Genomic DNA, 22,438 nt, shown 5'->3' with positions numbered 1-22,438 from the left:
ATGGCCGCCCATGAAGAACGCCCGTCGACGCCTCAGGGCCGGCGGGCGTTCCTTGCTATCCGCGCGCGGCTCCGGCGCAAGCGCGCACCTGGTCGGGCGACAGATCCGTCGGCAGCGCCACCGCTCCCCGTGACGCCGCACACGTCACCGGCAGCGACCCGAGCGCCTTCTCCACGCCGTCGGCAAGCCCGTAGGCCGCAGGGTCCGTGACGCCGGGGAACAGCACCGGGCGATACCACGGCACCGCGTAGAAGCCGGCCGCGCGCACCCGCTGCACCGCCGCGTCGGCAGCCTCCGCATCGGTTCGGAAGAACCCGAAGCGCAGCAGCGGCTGGGGCGGCTCCGTCCCGCCGATGGCGACCCATGCCTCGTCGCCCGGCGCCACCGCGGACCCCGAGAAGAGCTCCCGATACACGCCCACGGCACGCTCGCGCTGGCGATCGGCGGCGTCCGAGCCCTCAAGCGCGGCGCGCGCCTTCTCTGCCACCCAGGCGTCGGGCAGAGCGGCCGTCGATCCGAGGCCCCCGGCCAGCTCCACGGCCGAGATGGCAGGCTCGAAGCGTCCGGCCCCCTCGAGCCTCTCGCGGAGCGCCTTCCCCATCCCGGCGGGCAGGTGTCCGATCACCCGGATCTGGTTGCGGTAGGCCCTGGCCGCACGGGCGCGCCGGGGGGCCACTTCCGCCAACCCGGAGAGCGCGGCCACGATGGCCGCGCGGAGCTCCCGGTCGGCCATCGCCGGGTTGACCCACACGGCGCCCCCAAAATGCGTGGGCAGCATCTTCTCGACGCCGAAGGAATGGAACGACAGGTCCGCGACCGGGGCGCCCTGCTCGTCGCGGGACAGGCGCCCTGCGCAATGGGCGCAGTCCTCGAGGGCCAGCGCCCCCGCCTGGCGCGCCACCAGCGCGGACCGGGCGTCGAGCACCGGGTCCTGGATGCCGTAGGTGTGCTGGATGACCACACCGCAGGTGCGGTCGTCCAGCGGCATGCGCTCCGGGTCAAGCGCCAGGGTCCTTGGCGACAGGTCTCCGTAGACCGGCGCGAGGCCGGCCGCGACGATGGGGTCCACCGCCGTGCAGCAGGTGAAGAGCTGCGTGACGACACGCCCCTGCGGCAGCCCGGCGGCCTCACGGGCACGGCGCATCTGGTCGAAGGCCACGAACATGCCCTGGCGCGCCTTGAACACGGGGTACCAGTCCTCCGCGTTCGTGCCGCTCCTCTTGGCAAGGGCCGCCTTGAGCCCGCTCAGCGCGTCCGTCATGAGAGGTCCTTCTTCCCGAAGTACTGGTTGAAGTCCACCACGTAGTGAACCCAGAGCTTGGCCATGTTCCACAGACGCTCGGGGCTGTTGTCGCCGCAGCCGAAGAGCGTCGTGCCTGACTTCCCGGCCTTGTGCAGCTCCAGCGCGCGGCGCTTCTCGGGGGTGTCCGCGGCGTACCGCTTGACCACGGTCATCGGCACCCCGAGCCAGAGCACCTCCTCGGTGCCGCGCGTGGGCTCGAGCAGGCCGCCGTCGAGAACGTCGTCCACGGCGTAGCGGGCCAGGTTGTCGCCGGCGAGGGTCGTGAAGAAGCTGCTGCGGCCGGCGCGGGGGTTGAGCTCGAACAGCTTGAAGCTGTCGTCGCGCGGGTCGTACTTCATGTCGATGTTGAAGAAGCCGCGGTACCCGGAGCCCTCCATCAGGCTTTGGACCGTGTCGTACACGGCGTCGTCCCCATAGGAGAGGATCGCCGCGTAGTTGCCGATGCGCATCGGCGCGCAGTCCTCGAGCAACGGGTGGCCGAGGGACATGAGCGACACGGTGCCGTCGCCGCGCACATAGCCGTTGAGCACGCGCATGTTCTCGTCACCGCCCGGGATGAAGTCTTGGACGATGAGCGCGCCGGGGTATCCCGCCGCGTAGGCGCGGCGCACGGTCTCCTCGAGGTCCTCGCGGTTGTCGAGCACGAAGGCCTTCTTCTGGCCCTCAAAGGGGTGCTCGCGCCAGGCCGGGGCGTCGGAGGGCTTGAGGGCCACCGGGAACCCGAAGGGCAGCTCCGGCACCTCGGTGTCGTTGAGCACGACGGTCTGCGGGTACGGCACGCCGCGCTCCTCGCAGCGCTGGTAGAAGCGCTCCTTGTCGTTCATCGCTTCGACGACGCCGCCCGACGCGCAGACCACGCGGTAGACGGGGTCGAGCCGGTCCATCACGCGGGAAAGCTCCACGGCGTAGTCGTCGCCGCACGGCACGACGACCGGCACTGCGTCGCCGTAGGAGCCGGCCGCACCGTTCAGGACATCGAGGAGGCGGTCCCCCTCGAGCAGGTGCTCGTCCACGTGGACGTTGATGAACTTCGAGGCCCGGGTGGGCGTGAGCGGGAACGTGCCCCACACCTCGCTCGTCACGCCGAACTCCTCATAGAAGGCGCGGGCCATGCCGTAGCCGGCGATCTCCGTGCCGAGCAGGACCGGGACAAAAGCGGGACGCTGGGTGGTTTGAGCCACGGAAGAACACTCCTCAAAGGACAGGCGCGGCGGCGCCGCGCAGAAAAAGGGCCGGGCCTTCGCCGATCACTCTAGCGAAAGCCCGGCCGCGCTCGGTCGATCTCACCAAAGCAGCTAGACGATGGGGCCGCCACCGACGAAGGAGCCGCTGCTGTAGTAGACGCTCGTGATCTCCACGCCACCGTAGTTGGAGTGGATCATCTGGCCGTTGCCGATGCACATGCCCACGTGGGTCGTGCTGTTGACGCCCGAGCCCCAGAACATGAGGTCGCCGGCCTTGAGGTTCGCCTGGTTGGTGGTCCAGCCACCGCGGTCGAGCACCCAGCCGATCATCGAGTTGCCGCGGCCGTTGCTCATGCGCTGGCCGCGCGGAATCGAGTAGCCGCCCTGCTGGTAGGCCCACCACACGAGGCCGGAGCAGTCGAACTCCTGGTTGGCGATCGCGCTGCCGGAGTACGAGTACGAGACGCCCAGCTGGGACTTGGCGGCGGCGATCACCGCAGAGATGCCGGAGCCGTAGCCGGCGCTGGAACCGCTCGAGGAACCACCCGAGGAGGACGAGCCGGAACCCGAGGAGGAGCCGGAGGAACCCGAGCCGCCCGAGGACGAGCCGGAGCCGCCGGACGAGGCGGAACCGCTGCTAGAGGAGCCCGCCGATGAGCCACCCGACGAGGACGGGGAGCCACCGCCATTGGAGCTCGCGCTCGAGCTCGCCTCGGCGGCCTGCTGCGCTGCGGCAGCGGCTGCGGCCTCCTCGGCCTTGCGCTGCTCCTCGGCCCGGCGCTCCTCCTCTTCCTTCTTGAGCGCCTCCTGCACCTCGGCCGACAGGCTGTCGACGTAGGCCTCGTACTCTTGCTGGCTCGCTTGCACCTGCGTCGCCTTGGCCTGCGCCTGGTCCACGAGCTCCTCCTGCTGTTGCTGCTGGAGCTCGAGCGCGCCCTTGCTCTCGTTGAGCTGCGCCTCGAGGGTCTTGACGCGGTCGATGAACTCGGCGTCCGACTCTGCGAAGCGGTTCGCGTAGCCGATGCGGCTCACGAAGTCCTCAAAGGAGGTGGACCCGAGGAGGATCTCCACGAAGGAGACGCCGCCGGTCTTGTAGTTGGCCGACACGCGCTCGGCGAGGGTGCCGCGGGCGTCCGTGAGCTCGGCCTGGGTCTCTTGGATCTTGGACTCGGTCTCCGCGATCTGGGCCTTGGTGTCCTCCACCTGGCCCTGGAGGGACTCGAGCTGGTCGAAGGCGGCCGACGTCTGTTGACGCAGGTCCTCGACCTTCACGAGCGCCGCGTCAAGCTGGGCCTGAAGCTCGGTGGAACTGGCGGCGTGAGCCGTCGCGGGATGACCGACCAACAAAGCGGCCGCGACGAGCGCAGCCGTGAGGAGCGAGGAAAACTTGATAACCCGGGGGCTGGACACCGTGGCATCATCCTTTCGGGTACGGGAACAGGACACGTGCACGGAGGCGACCGCAAGGGGCGCGTCAGATGCGGGCTTCAAACTAGGGTAGGGCCTGAGCCCTCCGTCTCCCCTGAGCCCATGGAATCCACGCACGATCACCCATCGGAATGGGGATAATCGATGTTCGGCCATGGGGCTGTTCCTGTCAAAGCGGCTCGACGCGATCCACGCAAACACCCTGTGGCGAGGGGGGATTAGATGAACAAGCCCGTGCTCGGCGTGCTCGGCGGCGTGGGGCCGATGGCGACGGCCGCCTTCATGGAAGCGGTCATCTCGCGGACCCCGGCCCAGTGCGACCAGGACAACATCCCGATGATCGTCTTCAACGACCCTCAGATCCCCGACCGCACGGCCTTCATCCTCGACCCAAGCGAGCCCGACCCGTTGCCCGAGATGGTCAAGGTGGCGCGATGGCTCGAGGACGCGGGTGCCGACTACATCGCCATCCCCTGCAACACGGCCCATTACTTCCACGACGCCATCGCGGCGGCCGTGGAGGTGCCGGTGCTCAACATCATGGAGCTCACGGCCCGGCGGGTCGCGGCACTCGCGGGCCCTGGCGCGCGCGTTGGCCTCATGGCCACCGAGGGCACCACCCAGTCGGGCGTGTTCCAGGGCTACTTCGAGCAGGCGGGGCTCGAGACGGTGGTGCCGAGCGAGGAGGAGCGCGCCATCGTGACCTCCCTGATCTACGACACCGTGAAGCGCAACCGGCCCTTCGACCCGGACGTGATGCTCGGCGTGGCGGAGCGCCTTCGCGGTCAGGGCTGCGACGCCGTCGTGCTCGGGTGCACGGAGCTCTCGGTGATCTACGCGACCCTCGATGACGCGCCGACCTGGCTCGTGGACGCCATGGACGTGCTGGCGGACGCCTGTGTGGAGGCGTACGAGCGGACCCGCGCGAAGGCCGGCCCCGTCGAGATGTAGCAGGCCGCGCAATCAGGACGACAAGAGGAGCCCCGGCCAATCTCGGCCAGGGCTCCTCTCCATGGCTCCTCCCGGGGTGCCACGCACCCCAGGAGGTTTCCTCCCCAGGTGCGTGGCACCACAGGAGGTTTCCTCCCAGGGTGCGTGGCACCTGGGGAGATTAGTGCACGGCCTCGACGTACCAGCTTGTGATCGAGGTGGGGTGCGTGATCGCGGTGCCCACCACCACGGCCCAGGCGCCCGCGTCCATCGCGGCCCTGGCGTCGGCCGGGCAGTGCACCGAGCCCTCGCAGACCACGGGCACGTCCGGGAACTCGGACACGGCCTGACGGATGAGATCGAGGTCCGGGCCGTCGTTCGCGCCCCGGTCAATGGCGGCGCCAGCGTGCGAGAGCGTCGTGGACACGACGTCGCACCCGCATGCGACGGCGCGGCGGATGTCCTCGATGCAGGAGCAGTCGGCCATCGTCGCGATGCCGTCCTGCCGCAGCGCGGCGACGGTCTCCTCGAACGTGAGGCCGTCGGGGCGCGGACGGTCCGTGGCGTCAAGCGCGACCACGTCGGCGCCGGCCAACGAGCAGGCGCGGGCATGGCGAAGCGTCGGGGTGATGTAGACGCCCTCGTGGCCCTCCTTCCAGAGGCCGATCACGGGAATCTCGCAGCGTCCCTTGATGGCGGAGATGTCCGAGAGGCCCTGGCACCGGATGGCACCGGCACCGCCCAGCTCGCACGCTCGGGCCATCTGGGCCATGGTCTCCGGGTGGCGCAGCGGCTCCCCGGGGTACGCCTGGACGGACGCGATAAGCGCGCCCTTCAGGGCCTGGACGATCGGTTTGACGGGCATCGTGCCCTCCCTCTCCCCTCGCCCGCTTGGCGAGGCAGTCGTCGGCTTTCCGGGACGCTCACTCCCCGTAGCCGTAGCAGACGAAGTTCTCGGCCGCGCCGATCAGGGGCGCGTCGCCGCCGAGCTGGCCGTTCTCGATGGGCAGCTCGCGCACCGGCTGCATCGCGCAGGCCCTATAGGCGCGGCGCAGGGCATCCTGCCACACGGGGCCGCACTCCGCCACGGAACCGGACAGAATGAACGCCTCGGGGTCCTGGAAGTTGGCGACCGAGCCGAGCACCGTGCCGAGCGCCTCGGCAGAGCGCACCTCGGCCGCGACGGCGCTCTCGTCGCCCTGCTCGGCGAGCGCCGAGATCTCCGCGCCGCCCTTCTTCTCTCCGGACAGGCGCTCGTACTCCTCCGCGATAGCGGGACCTGCGGCGACCATCTCGAGGTGCCCCTCGCCTCCGCAGGTACAGGGCAGCCCGGCGGCCTGCGGGCACGCCATGTGCCCCACGTTCGAGGCCATGTCGTGCCTGCCGAGACGGAGCTTGCCGTTCTCAACGACGGCGCCGCTGATGCCGGTGCCCACCGCCACGACGACGACCGAGCCGTACGCCTTGCCGCCGCCCCAGCGCGCCTCGCCGAGCGCGTGGGCGTGGACGTCGTTGAGCACCTTGCAGGGAAGCCCTGTGGCGGCGGTGACGTCCGACCCGAGCGTGGTACCGGTCCAGCCCGGCATCATCTCGTTGGCATAGGTGATGTCCCCGGTGGACGGGTTCACGACCCCGCCCGTGGAGATGCCCACCCCTGCGACCGGGTGCGGCGAGCGCGCGATGGCGGCCTGCACCTGCTCCACCACGACGTCGCGGATCACCGGGCCGCCGCGCAGCGGCTCGGTGGGGACCTTCTCGACGGACTCGACGCGCGGCGGCTCGCCGTCGCCAAGGGTGACGAGGCCGGTGGCGATCTTCGTGCCGCCGATGTCAACGGCGACGACGGTGACTCGGTCCATAAGCGCCCTCCTTGTGGCGCGACCTGCGCCACGCCGGGCGCAGGTCGGGGTGTTCCTGGATAGAAGGGGACGCCCCCGCATCGGGGGGGCGTCCGCGCACGGCTTAGACCAGCCCGGCGTCCATAAGCACGCGGCGGATGGCCTCGACGTTCTCGTCGGTCAGGCGGTCCACCGGGGCCGGCATCTGGTTGGTGTTGAAAACCCCCATGACCCAGAGGGCGGTCTTGAAGGCCCCGACGCCGGCGCCGTAGCCCGCAGCGCCACGGGTGACCTGGGTGATCAGCATGAGGTTCGCCAGACGGTCCTGGATCGCCTTGACGCTCGCCCAGTCACCGCGCTGGAACGCGTTCCACATCTCCACATAGGAGACTGGGTCGATGTTGGCGAGGCCGGGCACCGAGCCGTCGGCACCCGCCAGGTAGGCACCGTCCACGACGACCTCGTGGCCGGTCAGCAGCGTGAGCGGGTGGCCGCGGCGCTCGTTCTCGAGCACGAGGAAGCGGAAGCTCACATCGTCGCCGGAGGAGTCCTTGACGCCGTCGAGCGTCCCCTCGGCGCCAAGCTCGGCCAGCTCCTGCCAGCCCAGCTTCGTGTTCACGCAGACCGGGATGTCGTAGGCGAAGAGCGGCAGGTCCACGGCCTCCTTGATCGCGCGGAAATGGTTGGCCACCGTCGTGGGGCCGGGGATCGCGTAGAAGGGCGCGGTGGCGACGATCGCGTCGACGCCGAGCTGCTCCATGGCCTTCGCGTGCTCGATGACGCGGTTGGTCTGCATGTCGATGCAGCCGGCGATCACCGGAAGGCGGCCGGCGTTGATGCGCATGCCAAGCTCGATGATCTGGCGGCGACGCTCGTCGGTGGAGAACGCGACCTCGCCGGAGCTGCCGAGGAAGAACAGGCCGTCGATCCCGGCGTCAATCATGCGGTTGAGGTGCTTCTCGTAGGCGGGGACGTCGATCTCGCCGTCCTCGGTCATCGGGACCACGACGGGAGGCACGACGCCTTTGATCGAAAAACGCTCGCTCATAAGTATGGAGCCTTTCGTGTCAGGGCGGCGCCTCCCCCGAGGACGCCACCGGGATGTGGGGCCTCATCGGCCCTCAGAGTGGCGCGGCCCCTTGAGCGGAGGGGCCGCGCCGGGACAGGAGGGGGCGCCTAGGACGCCTTCCCCAACTTCGGGTGCAGCAGCGAGGGCGCCGCGCCCAGAAGCAGCTGGGTGTACGGGTCGCGCGGGTGCTCGAACACCTGCTTCGCGGGCCCGTGCTCGACGATCTGGCCACCGTTCATGACGCAAATCTCGTCGGAGATGTAGCGGACGGTCTGGATGTCGTGGCTGATGAAGACCATGGCCAGGCCGAGCTGCCGCTTGAGGTCGGTGAGCAGGTTCAGGATCTGGGCGCGCACCGACACGTCGAGCGCCGAGGTGGGCTCGTCGGCGATGATGCAGTCCGGACCGATGGACAGCGCGCGGGCGATGGCCACACGCTGGCGCTGGCCGCCGGAGAGCTGGCCGGGAAGCGCGTCGAGCGCGGAGCTCGGAAGGCCGACGAGGCCGATGAGCTCTTGGATGCGGTCCTCGCGCTCCGCAGGCGTGCCCACCTTGTGGACGAGCATCGGGTCGAGCAGCTGGTCGTGGACCGACATGCGCGCGTTGAGCGCCGTCGCCGGGTCCTGGAACACCACGGAGAGCACGCGGCCGATGTGCATGCGGTCCTCGGCGGTGCGCTTCGTGACGTCCTTGCCCTTGAAGTAGACCTTGCCGGAGGTGGGCGGCTGGAGGCCGCACATGACGTTGGCCGTGGTCGACTTGCCGCAGCCGGACTCGCCGACGATGCCGAGCGTCTGGCCGGGCATCACGCGCATCGTGACGCCCTTGACGGCGTGCACGAGGTTCGGGTGCAACAGGGAGCCGGTGCGGGTCTTGAACGTGACCTTCACGTCGTCGAGGAAGATGATCGGCGTGACGCCGTCGATGGCGCCGGGACCGGGCGTGGTGGGGTTCTGGCTCTGAGCGTCGCTCATGGTCACTTGGCCCCCTTTCCGTCAGTCGAAGGCGTGGACACGGTGGAACGGTTCGCGGCCTGGGCGACCTTGGACGGCAGGCCGGCTTTCGCGAGCTCCTCGTCCGGGAGCTCCGCCACGAAGTGCTGCGTGCCCGGAATCTGCTTGAGCACCGGGCGCACGTCGAGGCCCACCGTGGGGTGGCTGGAGCGCGGGGCGAAGCGGTCGCCCTGGTTGAAGTCCTTCGGGCTCGGGACCACGCCGGGCACCTGGTGCAGACGTCCCGCACCGCCCTCGATGGAGAGCACGGCGCCGAGCAGGCCGCGGGTGTACTCGTGGGTCGGGTGCATGAGCAGCTCCATGGTCGGGGCCTGCTCCACCACCTGGCCGGCGTACATCACGGTGATGTAGTGTGCCACCTCGGCCACGAGGGCGAGGTCGTGGCTCACGAACACCATCGCGAAGCCGAGCTTGGCCTGAAGGTCGTTCAGAAGCTTGATGACCTGCTTCTGCACGGTCACGTCGAGGGCCGTGGTGGGCTCGTCGGCGATGATGACCTTCGGGTCGCGGGTCAGGGCCATGGCGATGAGCACGCGCTGGCGCTGGCCGCCGGACAGCTCGTGCGGGTAGCTCTCGAGGGTGCGGGCCGGGTCGAGGCCCACGAGCTCGAGGAGCTCCTCGGCGGAGCGGGTGCCACCGCGGTCCGTCAGCTGCTTCATCTGGTTCTTGATGAGCATCGACGGGTTGAGCGAGGACAGGGCGTCCTGGTAGATCATCGCGATCTCGTGGCCGCGGAGGTCGTTGCGCTCCTTCGGCGTCATCTTGAGCAGGTCCTTGCCCTGGTAGAGGATCTGGCCGGAGACGATCGCACGGGAATCGAGCAGGCCCATGATCGTGAGGGCGGTGATGGACTTGCCGCAGCCGGACTCACCGACGAGGCCCATCGTCTGGTGCGGGCGCACCGCGTAGTTCACGTGGTCCACGACGTTGACGTCGCCGTGGCGCGGGAACTTGATGCAGAGGTCCTTGACCTCGAGGATCGGCTTGACCGAGTAGTCGGGCACGTGCCGGTCGCCGCGCTTGGCCTCCACCTTCTCGAGGGCCTCGAGCGACGCGTCGAGGGCGCCCTTCTGCTCCTCGTAGGCGGCGACGGGGTCGAACAGGAGGCGGTCCTCCTTGCGGGCGTGCTTGCCGTCGTCATTCACCGGGGCGTTCGGGGCGGCCACCATGGCGTCCGTGATGCCCTCGGAGAAGATGTTGAGGCAGAGCACCGTGATCATGATGGCGAGGCCGGGGAAGAGCGCCTGCCACCAGCGGCCGGCGAGGACGCCGGAACGGGCGTCGGAGAGGATGTTGCCCCACGTGGGCGTGGGCTCCTGGATGCCGGCGGAGATGAACGACAGGGACGCCTCGAGGATGATGGCGTCGGCCACGAGCACGATCACGTACACGAGGATCGGCGCGATGCAGTTGCGCATCACGTGCTTGAAGAGGATCCACGGCGCCTTGGCGCCGGACACGACCACCGCGCGGACGTAGTCCTCGCCGTACTCGGCCACGACGTTGGCGCGCACGATACGGGACACCTGCGGGATGTAGATGAAGCCGATCGCGAGCACGATGGACCCGACGGAGTTGCCGAAGACGGACACGAACACGGCGGCCAGCGCGATGCCGGGGAACGCCATGATGATGTCCATGCAGCGCATGATGACCTCGGACAGCCACTTGCGGCTGACGGCCGCGATGGAGCCGATGATCGAGCCGCACACGAGCGCGAGGCCCACGGCGCCGAAGCCGATCGCGAGCGAGAAGCGCGCGCCATACATCATGCGCGACAGGATGTCGCGGCCCTTCTCGTCGGTGCCGAAGAGGAACTCCCCGCTCGGCGCCTGGCGGGCCTTGAAGATCTCATAGGGGCTGTACGGTGCCAGCACCTCGGCAAGGATGGCGACGAGCGCCACGACGATCAGCACGACGATGGAGATCCGCGAGCCGATGCTCATGGCCTTCCAGCGGCGAGCAAGGCCGACGCCGCCGGACTTCTTCTCAGCAGTCTCAGCCATGGCTACACGCTCCTGATTCGCGGGTTGATAAGGATGTAGAGCATGTCCACCACAATGTTGATCACGATGAAGGCAAGGGCCACGACGAGCGTCACGCCCTGGACCAGCGTCGGGTAGTTGGAGGTCACGCCGTCGAGGATCGCCATGCCCATGCCCGGCAGGTTGAAGATGACCTCGATGACCACCGCGCCGCCCATCAGGTAGCCGATGCGCAGGCCGAGTACGGTGACCGGGGTGATCATCGCGTTGCGGAGCACGTTCTGCACGATGACCGTGGGCCGCGGGACGCCGGCGCCGATGGCCGTGCGGACGTAGTCCCGGTCCAGCTCCTCGGTCATCGAGGTGCGGATCACGCGGGTGAGCTGGCCGGCCAGCGGCACCGAGAGCGCGAGCGCCGGCAGGAACATGCGGGCCCACCAGCCGCCGGTGAGGAACGGGGGCAGCTCGCCCGAGGCCGGGAACAGCTTGAGGTTGAACGTGAAGACGAGGATCAGCAGCACGGCCAGCCAGAAGGACGGCGTGGCGATGCAGGCGATCGAGACGATGCGGATGAGCTGGTCCGGCCACCGGTCACGGTAGACGGCGGCCACGACGCCCAGGACGAACGCGATGATCACGCCGATGATGAGGCCGAAGAACGTGAGCTGCATCGTCACCGGGAACGCGGTGGCCACACGGGCGGCGACGCTCTTCTGGGCCACGCCGTACTCGCCCAGGTTGCCCTGGACCATGCCGCCGAGGAAGTCGCCGTACTGGACGATCCACGGCTGGTCCAGTCCGTGCTTCTCGCGGTAGAGCTGTACGGCCTCCTGGGTCGCGCCTTCGCCCAGGGCGCCATAGGCGGGGTCGATGGGCGAGAACGACATCACGAAGAAGACCAGGAACGTGACACCAAGCACCATGATGGGGAGCGCGATGAGGCGCCGCCCTATGAGCCTGAGAAGGTTGTTCACGGTTGCCGCTCCTTTCCTGTTTTCCAAGTGCTTTCAGGTACGACGTTCACAACAAACGTGGGCAAGGCTGGCACGTCGTGCGTGTGCCAGCCTTGCCCACGCCCGGATTACCGTGTGCAGGGGAGCCTCCGCTCCCCTGCGGCGGAGCAAAAGGGAGCTACTTGGCGGTGCAGCCCACGAAGTCGATGCCGGTGCAGCCGATGGCCTGGAAGCCGTCGATCTTGTCGGCCCAGACGCCGGTCGGGGTCACGCGGTGTAGCAGCGGGTACAGGGGCACCTGCTCGGCGATGAGGTCGTAGCACTGGTTCCAGGTGTCCTGCTGCTCGTCGCCGGACTGGGTGACGGCCTTGGCCATGAGGGCCTGCAGCTCGGTGCACTTCTCCTGGCCCTGCCAGCCGTAGCGGCTCTGGGTCCAGATGCCGTCGCCGTAGAACCAGCTCATGAGCAGGTCGGGGTCGTTGCCAAAGACGGAGGGGTCGCCGGAGGCGAGCACCACGTCGTACGGGCAGACGCCGGAGGCGTCCGGGGTGGCCTGGTTGGCGTAGAGGTCGGACGACTTCTGGGAGTTGAGCTTCACGTCCAGGCCGGCGTTGATGAGGTCCTGCTGGATCTGGGCGGCGATGTCCGTGATCCACGCGGTGTCGGTGGTCTGGAGGGTGAGGCTCGTGCCGGTGGCGCCGGCCTCCTCGAGCAGGCTCTTGGCCTTGTCGACGTCATAGGTGTAGACGGTCGAGGCCTTGTGGTAGCCGGGGAAGTTCTCGGGCAGGTAGCACGTGGCGGCGGTGGCGAGGCCGTCGAGGGCGTTCTCGATCAGCTTCTCGACGTCGACGGCGTAGAAGAAGGCCTGGCGCACACGCACGTCGTCGAACGGCTTCTTCTTGAGGTTGAACATGAAGAACGGCAGGTTGAAGCCCTGGACCTTGTCCACCGTGATGCCGTTGGCCTCGAAGTTCTCGATCTGGTCGGACGGCACGGCCTCGCACACCATCGTGGTGCCGCCGGTCATCGCGGTCACGCGCGGGTCGTTGTCGACGAGCACGGAGAACTCGACCGGGTTCTTGGCCGGCTTGTCGCCGTTGTAATACTCGTTGACGGAGAGCTTGATCGACTGCTCGTCGGAGGAGTCGTACTTCCAGGGGCCGGTACCGATCGGGAGCTTGGTGAGGTCGTCCTTGGACATGGAGGCCGGGCAGATCTTGATGATGCAGAGGCGCTTCTTCATGATCTCCGGGTCGAAGGCGACGCTGAGCTTGAAGGTCACGCCGTCCTCGCCGTCGGCCACGACGTCGTCGATGAACGAGAGCATCGGCTCATAGATGTTGCCGGCGTAGTTCTCGTCCTTGCCGGCGGCGCGCTTCCAGGAGGCGATGACGTCGTCCGGGGTGACGGCGGTGCCGTCGGAGAACTTGGCGTCGGAGCGCAGCTTGACGCTGTACTCGGTGTCAGAGACCTTGGTGGGGTCGTCATCTGCCGCGAGGGCCTTGAAGGGCTCCATCTTCGCGTAGTCGAACTCGTAGAAGCCCTCGGCGACGCACCAGTTGGCGGCCATGCCGGTCGCGCTGGAGGTGCTCAGGGGGTCCAGGTTGCCCTGGTTCTGGTACGCGAGGCCTGCGGTCAGCTTGGCGTCGGCGCTCGGCTCGGAGGAGCCGTCCGACGTGCCGCTGCCCGAGTCGCCGCTGCCGCCACAGCCGACCAGGCCGAGGCCGACGGCCGCTGCAGCGGTGCCGGTAACACCGAGGAAGGTGCGGCGGGTCATGCCTTGCTTGCTCATACACTCTCTCCTGTCTCTTCGGCGGTTCTGCTCCGCCTCTCTGTTAGAGCTTTCCTTATGGTAGGAATAGGCGTCCTGAAACCGTCACTGACTGATATGATTGTCGGCGAACGGCACCGGTTGCCGATTGAGACCGTGACGGCGCCTCGGCAGACGGCAAATGGTATGTCCTATGAAAGATGTATGTGGGGACTCAAACCCCGAGCATGCACGTGCGTTCTGCAGGACACACCCTAGGATCTGGGCTTTGTCCCCTTCTTTTGGCATCCTGTCCGTTGTCTGGCCGAGAGTTCCACGTACGTTGAAAACGGAGGGTCCATGGCGTTTCTCGCGGACGGGCACACGCACACGCGCTTTTCGGACGGGGTCGCGAGCCCGTGCGAAATGGTCGCAGCGGCCGAGCGGGCCGGCCTTGTCGCATTGACGCTGACCGACCACCTGACGCTGCCCGCCTCTATGGACGCCCCCGGGGAGTGCTCGGTGCTCGAGCGGGACCGCGAGGCCTGGCGTTCCGAGTGCCTTGACGCAGCGGAGGGGTCGCGGGTCAGCGTGGCGTTCGGGGCCGAGTGCGACTGGTACCCCGGTTGCGAGGAGAACGTCACGCGCTGGGCAGAGGGCTGCGCCGTGAGGCTCGGGTCGGTGCACTGGGTGCTCGACGGATGGATCGACGACCCGGGCGACCGGCACGTGTGGGAGGACAACGGCCCCGACGGCGTCTGGCGCGCCTATGTGGACGCCTGGTGCCGCGCGTGCGAAAGCAGCGCCGACTTCGACGTGATGGCGCACCCGGACCTGCCGTTCCGGTTCAGGAACGAGGGGCTCGCACCCACCATTGACCTGCACCCGCTGTTCTCGCAGATGGCGGCATGCGCGCGGGACACGAGCCGGCGCGTCGAGGTGTCGACCGCAGGCCTCCGTAAGAGCGTGGGCGACTTCTACCCGTGCCGTCCGCTCCTCGAGGCGTTCGGGCGAGCGGGCGTGTCGGTCGCGTTCGGGAGCGACGCGCACCGCCCCGAGGACGTGGGCACGGATCTGTCCCGCGCGCACGCCTATGCCAGGACCTGCGGCTACACCGAGCAGGACATGTTCCTCGACGGCGAGTGGGTGACGCGTCCGCTGTAGCGGGCCCGACCGGCCGATGCGACGCGTCTCGGCGCCGTCAGTGCATGCGGGCGTTCAATTCCCCGGCGAGCTCCTCGACGCTCACCCCTTGGGCCTCGCAGACCACGAGCAAGTGGTAGACGAGGTCGGCCGCCTCGTAACGCACGTGGTCGTGGTCGCCGTCCTTGGCGGCCATGATCACCTCGACGGCCTCCTCCCCCACCTTCTTGAGGCGCTTGTCCTCCGGGCCGGTGAGCAGGCGCGCGGTGTAGCTCGCCTCCGGGTCCGCGTCCCAGCGCTGATGGATCACCTCGGCCAACGCGCGCATGGTCTGTCCGATATCCCCCGGCTCGACGTTCGCGGTGCGCTCCCCCATGGCTAGCCCTCCTTTGTCGCCGTTGGCGCGGACTCGACCACGTCGAGCGACGCCGTCGGCGAGAGTTCCCGATAAAAGCAGCTCCGGTGCCCCGTGTGGCACGCGGGGCCAGGCGAGTCGACCAGCACGACGAGCGTGTCCCCGTCGCAATCGATGAGCACCCGGCGCACCGTCTGCACATTGCCGCTCGTGGCGCCCTTGTTCCACAGCTCCTGGCGCGAGCGGCTCCAGAACCACGTGGTGCCGGTCTCGAGCGTGCGCTTGAGCGACTCCTCGTTCATCCAGGCCACCATGAGCACCTCGCCCGTCTCGGCCGCCTGGACCACTGCGGGCACAAGGCCTTGCGGGTCGAGCCTCACCTGCGCGACGTCGACGACGGCGACCTGCACGCCCGCGTAGCTGCCGGGCGCGTCGAACGCCCGGGAATCATCTTTCATAGTCGCCCCTAGAAGTCCAGGCGCACCGGGATGCCCTGGCTCGCCATGTATTCCTTCACCTGTCTGATGGAGTAGGTGCCGAAGTGGAACACGCTCGCGGCGAGCACCGCGTCGGCCTCGCCGTCGAGCACCCCCTCGGCAAAATGCTCGAGCGTGCCCACGCCGCCGGACGCGATCACGGGGATCGGCACCGCACGGGAGACGGCACGCGTGAGCGGGATGTCGAAGCCCTCCTTGGTGCCGTCGCGGTCCATCGACGTGAGGAGGATCTCGCCCGCACCGCGGCGCGCGGCCTCCTCGGCCCACCGTACTGCGTCGATGCCGGTGGGGGTGCGCCCGCCCGCGGTGTAGACCTCCCATGCGTTAGGGCCGGTCTGCTTGGCGTCGATCGCGCACACGACGGCCTGGCTGCCAAAGGCCCGCGCGGCGACGGTGAGCAGCTCGGGGTCCCTGACGGCCGCGGAGTTGACCGACACCTTGTCGGCGCCTGCGGCCACCATCGCCACCATGCCGGCCAGGTCGCGGAAGCCCCCGCCCACCGTGTAGGGGATGCGCAGGCGCCGCGACGCCTCGGAGGCCATTGCGATGGTCGTGTCGCGGTTGTCGGAGGTGGCCGTGATGTCGAGGAACACCACCTCGTCGGCCCCCTCGCGGTCATAGGCCCCGGCCAGCTCCACCGGGTCGCCGGCGTCCACGAGGCCCACGAAGTTGACGCCCTTGACGACGCGCCCCTCCTTGACGTCGAGGCACGGGATCACGCGTTTGGTCAGCATGGCTGCTCCTTCCCAGGGACACTGGCGTCCGACACCGGCGTCCCGCTCGCTGGGACAAACGCGTCCGGCACCGGTGTCCCACCGAGCACCGCGAGCGCCTCTCGAAGGTCGAGCGTGCCCTCGTAGAGGGCCCGGCCGGTGATGACGCCCTCGATCACGGCCGGCCCGAGCGCGGCGAGCGCGCGCACGTCCTCGATCGTGGAGACGCCGCCAGATGCCACGACCGGGAATCCGGCCGCCCGGGACGCCGCGCGGTACGCCGCCCCGTCCACGCCGGCCTGCATGCCGTCCCGCGCGATGTCCGTGTACACGACGTGCTCGAAGCCCATCTCGGCAAGCTCGCCGAGCAGCTCCGTCAACCAAAGGTCGGTGCCCTCGCGCCAGCCGTTCACGCGCACGACCCCGTCGCGCGCGGCCACGTCGGCCACGAGATGGGGGCCGTACTCGGCGGCGGCGGCACGCGCCAGCGCGCGGTCCTTGACGAGCGGCGTGCCCATCGCGACGCGCTCCACGCCGAGGTCGAGCAGCGTCTCGACACGCTCGAGCGACCGCACGCCGCCGCCGACGTCGAGCGAGAGACCGGGCACGGACGCGATGGCCCGAATGGCGGCGTCGTTCGCCGCGCGGGCAGCGCCGTCCTCCTCGAACGCGGACGACAGGTCCACCACATGCACCCACTGGGCGCCGGCGTCGCGGAACTGCTCGGCAACGGCCGCGGGGTCGTCGCTGTAGACGGTCACGCGCGAGCGGTCGCCCCGTTCGAGTCGAACCACCCGGCCCGCGAGCAGGTCGACGGCGGGAAAGAGGATCATGCGGCCCCCTGCGTGATGCGGACGAAGTTCTCCAGCACACGGGCGCCGGTGCCGGAGCTCTTCTCGGGATGGAACTGGGTGCCAAAGACGCTGCCGTGCCACACCACCGACGGGAAGCTCCGCGCGTAGTAGGTGCGAGCGGCCACGACCGACGGGTCCGCGTCGTCCGCCACGGCGTAGGAGTGCGTGAAGTACATGTTGGTGCCCTCGGGCACGCCGTCGAGCAACGGGCACCGACGGCCGAGCGGCGTGACGTCGAGCGAGTCCCAGCCCACATGGGGGACCTTGAGGCGCGCCGACTCCAGGCGTGTGCAGGATCCCGAGAGGACGCCGAGGCCCTCGACCCACTCGCGGCCGTCGTCGCCCGCCCCCTCGTTGCCGCGGTCGAAGAGCAGCTGGAGCCCCAGGCAGATGCCAAGGAAGGGGCGTCCAGCGGCGATCACGTCGAGAACGGCGTCGCCCTGCCCGGATTCGTCGATGTACGCCATCGCATCGGCGAAGGAGCCCACCCCCGGGAGCACGACGGCGTCAGCAGCGGCGATGGCCTCCGGCCGGTCCGAGACGAGGGCCTCTCCGCCGGCGCGGACGAGACCGCGGGCGACGCTCGACAGGTTGCCCTTGTGATAGTCAACGACGACGATCGCCATCAGAGGCTCCCCTTCGTGGACGGCACGCCCACCACCCGCGGGTCCGGCTGGCAGGCGAGGCGCAGCGCACGGCCTGCGGCCTTGAACGTGCCCTCGAGGATGTGGTGCGCGTTCTCGCCGGCGATCTTGCGCAGGTGCAGGGTCACGCCGGCGTCCCGTGCCAGCCCGGCGAAGAACTCGTGGCCCAGCTCGCAGTCGAACTGCCCGACGCGCTCAGGGCCGATGGGCACGTCCCAGAAGAGCTCGCCGCGCCCGGAGACGTCCACAGCGGCGAGGACGAGCGCCTCGTCCATGGGCATCGCGAGCGAGGAGAAGCGCGTGATGCCGGCCTTGTCGCCGAGCGCCTCACGGAAGCACTGCCCGAGCACGATGCCGACGTCCTCCACCGTGTGGTGCGCGTCCACCTCAAGGTCGCCGTCGCACCGGACGATGAGGTCGAACAGCCCATGGCGCCCGAAGGCGTCGAGCATGTGGTCGAAGAACCCCACGCCGGTCCGAATGTCCGTGCGACCGGTGCCGTCCAGCCCCAGCGTGACGGAGATTTGGGTCTCCTTGGTGGCGCGCTCGATGGAGGCGCTCCGCGCTCCGGTGGTCATGGGCACTCCTTTCCGACGAGGGCCGCGAGGGCCCGAATCACGGCGTCGTCCTCTGCGGGCGTGCCCACGGTGATGCGCAGGCAGTCGGCGAGGCCCGGCGCTTGGGAGAAGTCACGGACGAGGATCGAGAAGTCGGTCGCAAGACGGGCGCGGACCTCGTGGGCGCCCGGCACGCGGACGAGCAGGAAGTTCGCGTCGCTCGGCCACACGGTGAGGCCGAGGCCGAGAAGCCCCGCGCGCAGGCGCTCGCGCTCCTCTCGGATGGCGGCGACCTGGGCGAGCGCGTCGTCCCGGTGCTCGACGGCCGCCAGTGCCGCCGCCTGCGGCAGCACGCCCACCGAGTAGGGCTGGCGCACGGCGGAGAGCGCGTCGATGACGTCGGCGGGCCCGAGCAGGTACCCGAGGCGCACGCCCGCCATGCCAAACGCCTTGGACAGCGTGTGGAGCACCACGACGTTGTCGTGCGTGCGGAGCAGTGGCAACGCGGTGCCGGCCTCGGAGAACTCGCCGTAGGCCTCGTCCACCAAGACGAGACCCGGGCACGCGTCCAGGAGCCGCTCGATGTCCCCGCGCGCGATAGCATCGCCGGTGGGGTTGTTGGGGGACGTGACGGCCACCAGGTCCGCGCGGCGGCCGGCGTCCACCAGGGCCTCCAGGTCCGGCAGCATCGTCTCGGGGTCGCGCCACACCTGCTCCACCGTGGTGCCCACCATCGAGGCATAGAGCCCGTACACCGTGAAGCTCGGCGGGCAGTCCACGAGCACGCGCCCGGGGCCGCCGAAGGCGAGGAACAACAGGAAGAGCAGCTCGTCTCCCCCGTCGCCCACCAGGACGTTCTCGCGCTCGACGCCGTGCCATGCGGCGATGGCGTCCCGGAGCTCGTTGGCGAGCGGGTCCGGGTACCGGTTGAGCGGCACCGTCGCCAGCGCCTCGCGCACCGCGGCGCTGAGCCCCGCAGGCGCCGGCCAGGTGTTCTCGTTCGCGGAAAGGTTGATGTCGCAGGGCACGAAGGCGGGGTCATAGGGCTCGAAGTCCTTGAGCTCCGGCCGCACCATCTGGCGCATGCGCTCCGAGAGGCCCGCCATCTAGGCCTCCCCTTTGGCCGAGAAGTCGAGGGCCGGGCGCCCCGGCTCGCTCAGGGGCGCGGGCCACGCCGTGCGCGTCGCGTCCGCGCATGCGACCTCGATGGGATCGTCCGGCCGTTCGGCCTTCGCGCGACGGAGCCCCACGGACAGCGCATGGGCCCACAGGCCCTCCGCCTGCGCCATCGTCTGCGTGGCCTCCGCGTCCGCAAGCAGTCCCTCGGGCGTGTAGCAGATCACCGAGGAGTGCTTCACGAAGTCATCGACGCCGAGGGGGCTCGAGAAGACCGCAGTGCCACCGGTGGGCAGCGTGTGGTTGGGGCCGGCGACGTAGTCGCCGAGCGGCTCGGAGCTCCAGGGTCCCACAAAGATCGCGCCGGCGCATGTGATGGCGCCGAGCAGGGCGAGCGCGTCGTCGCAGTGGAGTTCGAGGTGCTCGGGCGCGATCGCGTTGACCGCCGCCACAGCATCCGCGAGCGTCGCGCACTGGACGACGAGCCCCTGCTCGTCGAGGGACCGGCGCGTGATGTCCTCGCGCGGGCTTTGCGGGAGGAGCAGGTCGAGGGCGGCGCTCACGTACCCCGGCAGCTCCGGGTCGCAGGTCACGAGATAGCAGGCGGCCATCGGGTCGTGCTCGGCCTGGGCCATGAGGTCCGCGGCCACCACCGCCGGGTCCGCGGACCCGTCGGCCAGGACACAGACCTCAGACGGGCCGGCGATCATGTCGATGCCCACCTCGCCCATCACGTAGCGCTTGGCGGCGGCCACATAGGCGTTGCCGGGGCCGGTGATCTTCTGCACCTTGGGGATGGTCTCGGTGCCGTACGCCAACGCGGCGACGGCCTGGGCGCCCCCCACCGCGTAGACCTCGTCCACACCGGCAACGGCCGCGGCAGCCAACGTGTAGGCGCTCAGGGAGCCGTCCCGTTGCGGCGGCGTGACCATCACGACCTTCTCCACGCCGGCCACCTTGGCCGGCACGACGTTCATGAGCACCGTGGACGGGTACTGCGCGCGGCCGCTCGGCACGTACACGCCCACGGCGGCGAGGGGCTCGAACTTCTGGCCGAGGAGCGTGCCGTCCTCGCGCGTGTGAAACCACGACTGGCGCACCTGGCGCTTGTGGAAGTCCTCCACCTGTCGGTGAGCCTGCTCGACGGCCGCAAGGAACGCGGGGTCCACCTGCGTCAGCGCGTCGTCGATGACCTGCTGGGGCACCCGGAAGTCCGCCGGCGCCACGCCGTCGAACTTGAGGCAGAACGAGCGGACCGCCTCGTCGCCGCCCTCCCGGACGGCGTCGACGATGTCCTCGGCGGCGTCCATCACGGAACGCGGCAGCGCGCCGGAGCGGTGCAGCGCCTCGCTGGTCAGCTGCTGGCCCGGGGCGAGTGTGACGGTCCTCATGCTTGAACCTCCTGGTTGCTGCCTGGGATGGGATCGGTGTCGACAGCGCCGGACTCCCTGAGCGCGCGCAACTTCTCGGCCAGCTGACGCACGCGCGGGTCGGTGCGGAACGACGCGGTCCCGGCGAAGAAGCGGGCCGTGCATTCCATCACGTCGTCGTCCACCACCACGAGGTCGTTCTCGCGGAGCGTGGTGCCCGTGGCCGTGATGTCGACGATACGGTCCGCCATGCCGACGATGGGGCCAAGCTCGATGTTGCCGTGCAGCGCGAGGATGTCGACACCGCAGCCGATGCGGTCGTAATAGGCCTGCGTGATGCGCGGGTACTTGGTGGCAACGCGGACGGAGCCGCGGCGGGCCAGGTTCTCCTCGGCCATGCCCGCGTTGGCACGGGGTTCGGCGACCACGAAATGGCAGGAGCCATACCCGAGGTCCTCGAGCTGGACGAGGTCGAGGTTCGCCTCGAAGAGCGAGTCGGCGCCGCAGATGCCGCAGTCCGCACCGCCAAAGGCGACAAACGCGGGGGCGTCGGTGGCACGGACGATCAGGTATTCGACGTCCCCCTCCGACACGATGAGGCGCCGGCCGAGGTTGAGGAGCTCGTCGACCGGGAGGCCGGCCTTCTCGAGCAGCTCCACCGTGGGCCTGAAGAGCGAGCCCTTGGGAACGGCGATCCGCAGCCGGCGGCCCGGCCGGCCGTCCTGTGCCTCGATCGCCTCTTGCAGCCGCTCGAGGCTGAGCGCGAACCCGCAGGCGCCGAGGGACGGCAGCTCCATGTTCTCGAGGACCGCGTCGTAGCGGCCGCCCGACGCGACCGACCAGGGCACGCCGGGCGCGTAGGCCTTGAACACGAGGCCGGTGTAGTAATCAAAGGAGTTGATGATTGAGAAGTCGAACGCCAGGCGCCCGGGGCCGAGATGCCGCGCCGCGGTGGAGCAGATGGCGCGCAGCTCCGGCACGCCGGCGGCCACCGGGTCCACGCCCGCATTGGCGAGCAGGGACTCCAGCCGGTCGAGCGCATCCGGGCCGCCGTGCAGGCGTGGCACGTCCCGGAGCGCGCGGTCCTGCTCCGGCGTGAGGGCGGCCTGGTCCACGAGCTGGTCGAGAAGCACGAAGTCGCTTCCATGGACGGCGTCAAGCACGGCCAGCTTGAGCGCCTGGCCAACATCGACGGCCTCCAGCAGAGCCGCGAGCGGACGCACGGAGCCGCACACGATGCGCCAGCCCTTCACGCCGAGCGTCTCGAGCGTGTGGCCGAGAAGCGCCATCACCTCCGCCTCGCCGGAGACCTCGTCGCCACCGATGAGCTCCACACCAAGCTGCGTGAACTGGCGCTCGGCGCCGCGCAGGGACGCCTGCTCGCGGACCACCGGCGCCTGGTAGCGGAGGCGAAGCGGGAAGCTGAGCGAGCCGAACCGCTGGGCCACCATGCGCGCAATGGGCAGCGTGAGGTCGGGGCGGAGCATGAGGAGGCGGTCGTCGCCGTCGATGAGCTGGAACGGATGGCCCTTGGGCGCTCCCGCGCGCTCGAGCACCTCTCGGGACTCCAGGAGCGGGGTCTCGACGGGCTCATAGCCGGCGGCCGAGAAGACGGCGCGGACGGCGTCGGCGATCTGCTCGCGGGCGAGCGCCTCTTGCGGCAGCACGTCGCGGAATCCTCGGGGCGTTCCAGGCAGCACAGGGCCTCCTCGCACTAGAGAGTCGTGAAAGGAAGG

21 protein-coding genes are annotated in these 22,438 nt (G+C 69.5%); 2 read left to right on the top strand and 19 right to left on the bottom strand.

The features are described from left to right. Positions 1-55: 55 nt before the first annotated feature. From QJ043_RS01625 to QJ043_RS01615, 3 genes are all read right to left on the bottom strand, one after another. The gene (locus QJ043_RS01625; protein ID WP_283712428.1) at positions 56-1,261 is read right to left on the bottom strand and encodes a DegT/DnrJ/EryC1/StrS family aminotransferase; all 1,206 of its coding nucleotides are present in this window, start codon (positions 1,259-1,261) and stop codon (positions 56-58) included. After that, positions 1,258-2,484, bottom strand: coding sequence for a carboxylate--amine ligase (locus tag QJ043_RS01620; protein ID WP_283712427.1), 1,227 nt, complete (start codon positions 2,482-2,484; stop codon positions 1,258-1,260). The genes QJ043_RS01625 and QJ043_RS01620 overlap by 4 nt, the downstream gene beginning before the upstream one ends. 114 nt (positions 2,485-2,598) lie before the next feature. Next, positions 2,599-3,831, bottom strand: coding sequence for a coiled-coil domain-containing protein (locus QJ043_RS01615; protein ID WP_283722707.1), 1,233 nt, complete (start codon positions 3,829-3,831; stop codon positions 2,599-2,601). Between the two features lie 306 nt (positions 3,832-4,137). On the opposite strand from QJ043_RS01615, the gene cuyB reads away from it, so the two are divergent. After that, positions 4,138-4,866, top strand: a complete 729-nt coding sequence (gene cuyB, locus QJ043_RS01610) for a cysteate racemase (protein ID WP_283712425.1) — start codon at positions 4,138-4,140, stop codon at positions 4,864-4,866. A gap of 160 nt (positions 4,867-5,026) precedes the next feature. Here cuyB and QJ043_RS01605 read toward each other — a convergent pair whose 3' ends face one another. The 7 genes from QJ043_RS01605 to QJ043_RS01575 all read right to left on the bottom strand — a co-directional run bounded on the left by QJ043_RS01605 (position 5,027) and on the right by QJ043_RS01575 (position 13,495). After that, positions 5,027-5,710, bottom strand: coding sequence for an N-acetylmannosamine-6-phosphate 2-epimerase (locus QJ043_RS01605; protein WP_283712424.1), 684 nt, complete (start codon positions 5,708-5,710; stop codon positions 5,027-5,029). Positions 5,711-5,768: 58 nt separating this feature from the next. Then, positions 5,769-6,704, bottom strand: a complete 936-nt coding sequence (locus tag QJ043_RS01600) for an ROK family protein (protein WP_283712423.1) — start codon at positions 6,702-6,704, stop codon at positions 5,769-5,771. A gap of 103 nt (positions 6,705-6,807) precedes the next feature. Beyond that, positions 6,808-7,731 carry a dihydrodipicolinate synthase family protein gene (locus tag QJ043_RS01595; RefSeq protein ID WP_283712422.1) on the bottom strand — a complete coding sequence of 308 codons (924 nt, stop codon included), beginning with the start codon at positions 7,729-7,731 and terminating at the stop codon, positions 6,808-6,810. A gap of 128 nt (positions 7,732-7,859) precedes the next feature. Further along, positions 7,860-8,726, bottom strand: coding sequence for an ABC transporter ATP-binding protein (locus QJ043_RS01590; protein WP_283712421.1), 867 nt, complete (start codon positions 8,724-8,726; stop codon positions 7,860-7,862). A 2-nt stretch (positions 8,727-8,728) separates the two neighbouring features. After that, complete coding sequence (locus QJ043_RS01585) at positions 8,729-10,771, bottom strand: dipeptide/oligopeptide/nickel ABC transporter permease/ATP-binding protein (protein WP_283712420.1); 2,043 nt, start codon at positions 10,769-10,771, stop codon at positions 8,729-8,731. Positions 10,772-10,773: 2 nt separating this feature from the next. Next, positions 10,774-11,724, bottom strand: a complete 951-nt coding sequence (locus tag QJ043_RS01580) for an ABC transporter permease (RefSeq protein ID WP_283712419.1) — start codon at positions 11,722-11,724, stop codon at positions 10,774-10,776. Between the two features lie 157 nt (positions 11,725-11,881). Continuing rightward, the gene (locus QJ043_RS01575; protein ID WP_283712418.1) at positions 11,882-13,495 is read right to left on the bottom strand and encodes an ABC transporter substrate-binding protein; all 1,614 of its coding nucleotides are present in this window, start codon (positions 13,493-13,495) and stop codon (positions 11,882-11,884) included. A 318-nt stretch (positions 13,496-13,813) separates the two neighbouring features. Here QJ043_RS01575 and QJ043_RS01570 point away from each other — a divergent pair, with 318 nt between their 5' ends. Then, complete coding sequence (locus QJ043_RS01570; RefSeq protein ID WP_283712417.1) at positions 13,814-14,617, top strand: PHP domain-containing protein; 804 nt, start codon at positions 13,814-13,816, stop codon at positions 14,615-14,617. 37 nt (positions 14,618-14,654) lie between these two features. Here QJ043_RS01570 and hisE read toward each other — a convergent pair whose 3' ends face one another. The 9 genes from hisE to hisG are packed head-to-tail and all read right to left on the bottom strand — an operon-like array spanning position 14,655 to position 22,402. Continuing rightward, positions 14,655-14,972 (bottom strand): phosphoribosyl-ATP diphosphatase, encoded by a 318-nt coding sequence (gene hisE / locus QJ043_RS01565; protein ID WP_283712416.1) that lies wholly within the window; start codon positions 14,970-14,972, stop codon positions 14,655-14,657. Between the two features lie 2 nt (positions 14,973-14,974). After that, entirely contained in the window at positions 14,975-15,409 is a 435-nt protein-coding gene (hisI, locus tag QJ043_RS01560; RefSeq protein WP_283712415.1) for a phosphoribosyl-AMP cyclohydrolase, read from the bottom strand. Positions 15,410-15,417: 8 nt separating this feature from the next. After that, positions 15,418-16,182, bottom strand: coding sequence for an imidazole glycerol phosphate synthase subunit HisF (hisF, locus tag QJ043_RS01555; protein ID WP_283712414.1), 765 nt, complete (start codon positions 16,180-16,182; stop codon positions 15,418-15,420). Further along, the gene (locus QJ043_RS01550) at positions 16,176-16,994 is read right to left on the bottom strand and encodes a 1-(5-phosphoribosyl)-5-[(5-phosphoribosylamino)methylideneamino]imidazole-4-carboxamide isomerase (protein ID WP_283712413.1); all 819 of its coding nucleotides are present in this window, start codon (positions 16,992-16,994) and stop codon (positions 16,176-16,178) included. The genes hisF and QJ043_RS01550 overlap by 7 nt, the downstream gene beginning before the upstream one ends. Beyond that, on the bottom strand, positions 16,991-17,641 hold the full coding sequence (hisH, locus tag QJ043_RS01545; protein ID WP_283712412.1) for an imidazole glycerol phosphate synthase subunit HisH: 651 nt from the start codon (positions 17,639-17,641) through the stop codon (positions 16,991-16,993). Before hisH ends, QJ043_RS01550 begins: the two co-directional genes overlap by 4 nt. After that, a complete protein-coding gene (hisB, locus tag QJ043_RS01540) occupies positions 17,641-18,237 on the bottom strand; it encodes an imidazoleglycerol-phosphate dehydratase HisB (protein ID WP_283712411.1) in 597 nt (198 codons plus the stop codon). Before hisB ends, hisH begins: the two co-directional genes overlap by 1 nt. Beyond that, a complete protein-coding gene (gene hisC, locus QJ043_RS01535; protein WP_283712410.1) occupies positions 18,234-19,322 on the bottom strand; it encodes a histidinol-phosphate transaminase in 1,089 nt (362 codons plus the stop codon). The genes hisB and hisC overlap by 4 nt, the downstream gene beginning before the upstream one ends. Next, the gene (gene hisD / locus QJ043_RS01530) at positions 19,323-20,723 is read right to left on the bottom strand and encodes a histidinol dehydrogenase (protein WP_283712409.1); all 1,401 of its coding nucleotides are present in this window, start codon (positions 20,721-20,723) and stop codon (positions 19,323-19,325) included. Further along, complete coding sequence (hisG, locus tag QJ043_RS01525) at positions 20,720-22,402, bottom strand: ATP phosphoribosyltransferase (RefSeq protein WP_283712408.1); 1,683 nt, start codon at positions 22,400-22,402, stop codon at positions 20,720-20,722. Before hisG ends, hisD begins: the two co-directional genes overlap by 4 nt. Positions 22,403-22,438 lie beyond the last annotated feature (36 nt).

The sequence above is a fragment of the Kribbibacterium absianum genome, from assembly GCF_030067705.1.
Taxonomy (GTDB): Bacteria; Actinomycetota; Coriobacteriia; order Coriobacteriales; family Atopobiaceae; genus Kribbibacterium; species Kribbibacterium absianum.
This window is presented reverse-complemented; position numbering and strand designations above follow the sequence as displayed.

What these genes read in the sequence shown, in the direction of transcription:
- QJ043_RS01625 (WP_283712428.1), bottom strand. Translation starts at nt 1,261, where the DNA reads ATGACGGACGCGCTGAGCGGGCTCAAGGCGGCCCTTGCCAAGAGGAGC.
- cuyB (WP_283712425.1), top strand. Translation starts at nt 4,138, where the DNA reads ATGAACAAGCCCGTGCTCGGCGTGCTCGGCGGCGTGGGGCCGATGGCG.
- QJ043_RS01605 (WP_283712424.1), bottom strand. Translation starts at nt 5,710, where the DNA reads ATGCCCGTCAAACCGATCGTCCAGGCCCTGAAGGGCGCGCTTATCGCG.
- QJ043_RS01600 (WP_283712423.1), bottom strand. Translation starts at nt 6,704, where the DNA reads ATGGACCGAGTCACCGTCGTCGCCGTTGACATCGGCGGCACGAAGATC.
- QJ043_RS01595 (WP_283712422.1), bottom strand. Translation starts at nt 7,731, where the DNA reads ATGAGCGAGCGTTTTTCGATCAAAGGCGTCGTGCCTCCCGTCGTGGTC.
- QJ043_RS01590 (WP_283712421.1), bottom strand. Translation starts at nt 8,726, where the DNA reads ATGAGCGACGCTCAGAGCCAGAACCCCACCACGCCCGGTCCCGGCGCC.
- QJ043_RS01585 (WP_283712420.1), bottom strand. Translation starts at nt 10,771, where the DNA reads ATGGCTGAGACTGCTGAGAAGAAGTCCGGCGGCGTCGGCCTTGCTCGC.
- QJ043_RS01575 (WP_283712418.1), bottom strand. Translation starts at nt 13,495, where the DNA reads ATGAGCAAGCAAGGCATGACCCGCCGCACCTTCCTCGGTGTTACCGGC.
- QJ043_RS01570 (WP_283712417.1), top strand. Translation starts at nt 13,814, where the DNA reads ATGGCGTTTCTCGCGGACGGGCACACGCACACGCGCTTTTCGGACGGG.
- hisE (WP_283712416.1), bottom strand. Translation starts at nt 14,972, where the DNA reads ATGGGGGAGCGCACCGCGAACGTCGAGCCGGGGGATATCGGACAGACC.
- hisI (WP_283712415.1), bottom strand. Translation starts at nt 15,409, where the DNA reads ATGAAAGATGATTCCCGGGCGTTCGACGCGCCCGGCAGCTACGCGGGC.
- hisF (WP_283712414.1), bottom strand. Translation starts at nt 16,182, where the DNA reads ATGCTGACCAAACGCGTGATCCCGTGCCTCGACGTCAAGGAGGGGCGC.
- QJ043_RS01550 (WP_283712413.1), bottom strand. Translation starts at nt 16,994, where the DNA reads ATGATCCTCTTTCCCGCCGTCGACCTGCTCGCGGGCCGGGTGGTTCGA.
- hisH (WP_283712412.1), bottom strand. Translation starts at nt 17,641, where the DNA reads ATGGCGATCGTCGTCGTTGACTATCACAAGGGCAACCTGTCGAGCGTC.
- hisB (WP_283712411.1), bottom strand. Translation starts at nt 18,237, where the DNA reads ATGACCACCGGAGCGCGGAGCGCCTCCATCGAGCGCGCCACCAAGGAG.
- hisC (WP_283712410.1), bottom strand. Translation starts at nt 19,322, where the DNA reads ATGGCGGGCCTCTCGGAGCGCATGCGCCAGATGGTGCGGCCGGAGCTC.
- hisD (WP_283712409.1), bottom strand. Translation starts at nt 20,723, where the DNA reads ATGAGGACCGTCACACTCGCCCCGGGCCAGCAGCTGACCAGCGAGGCG.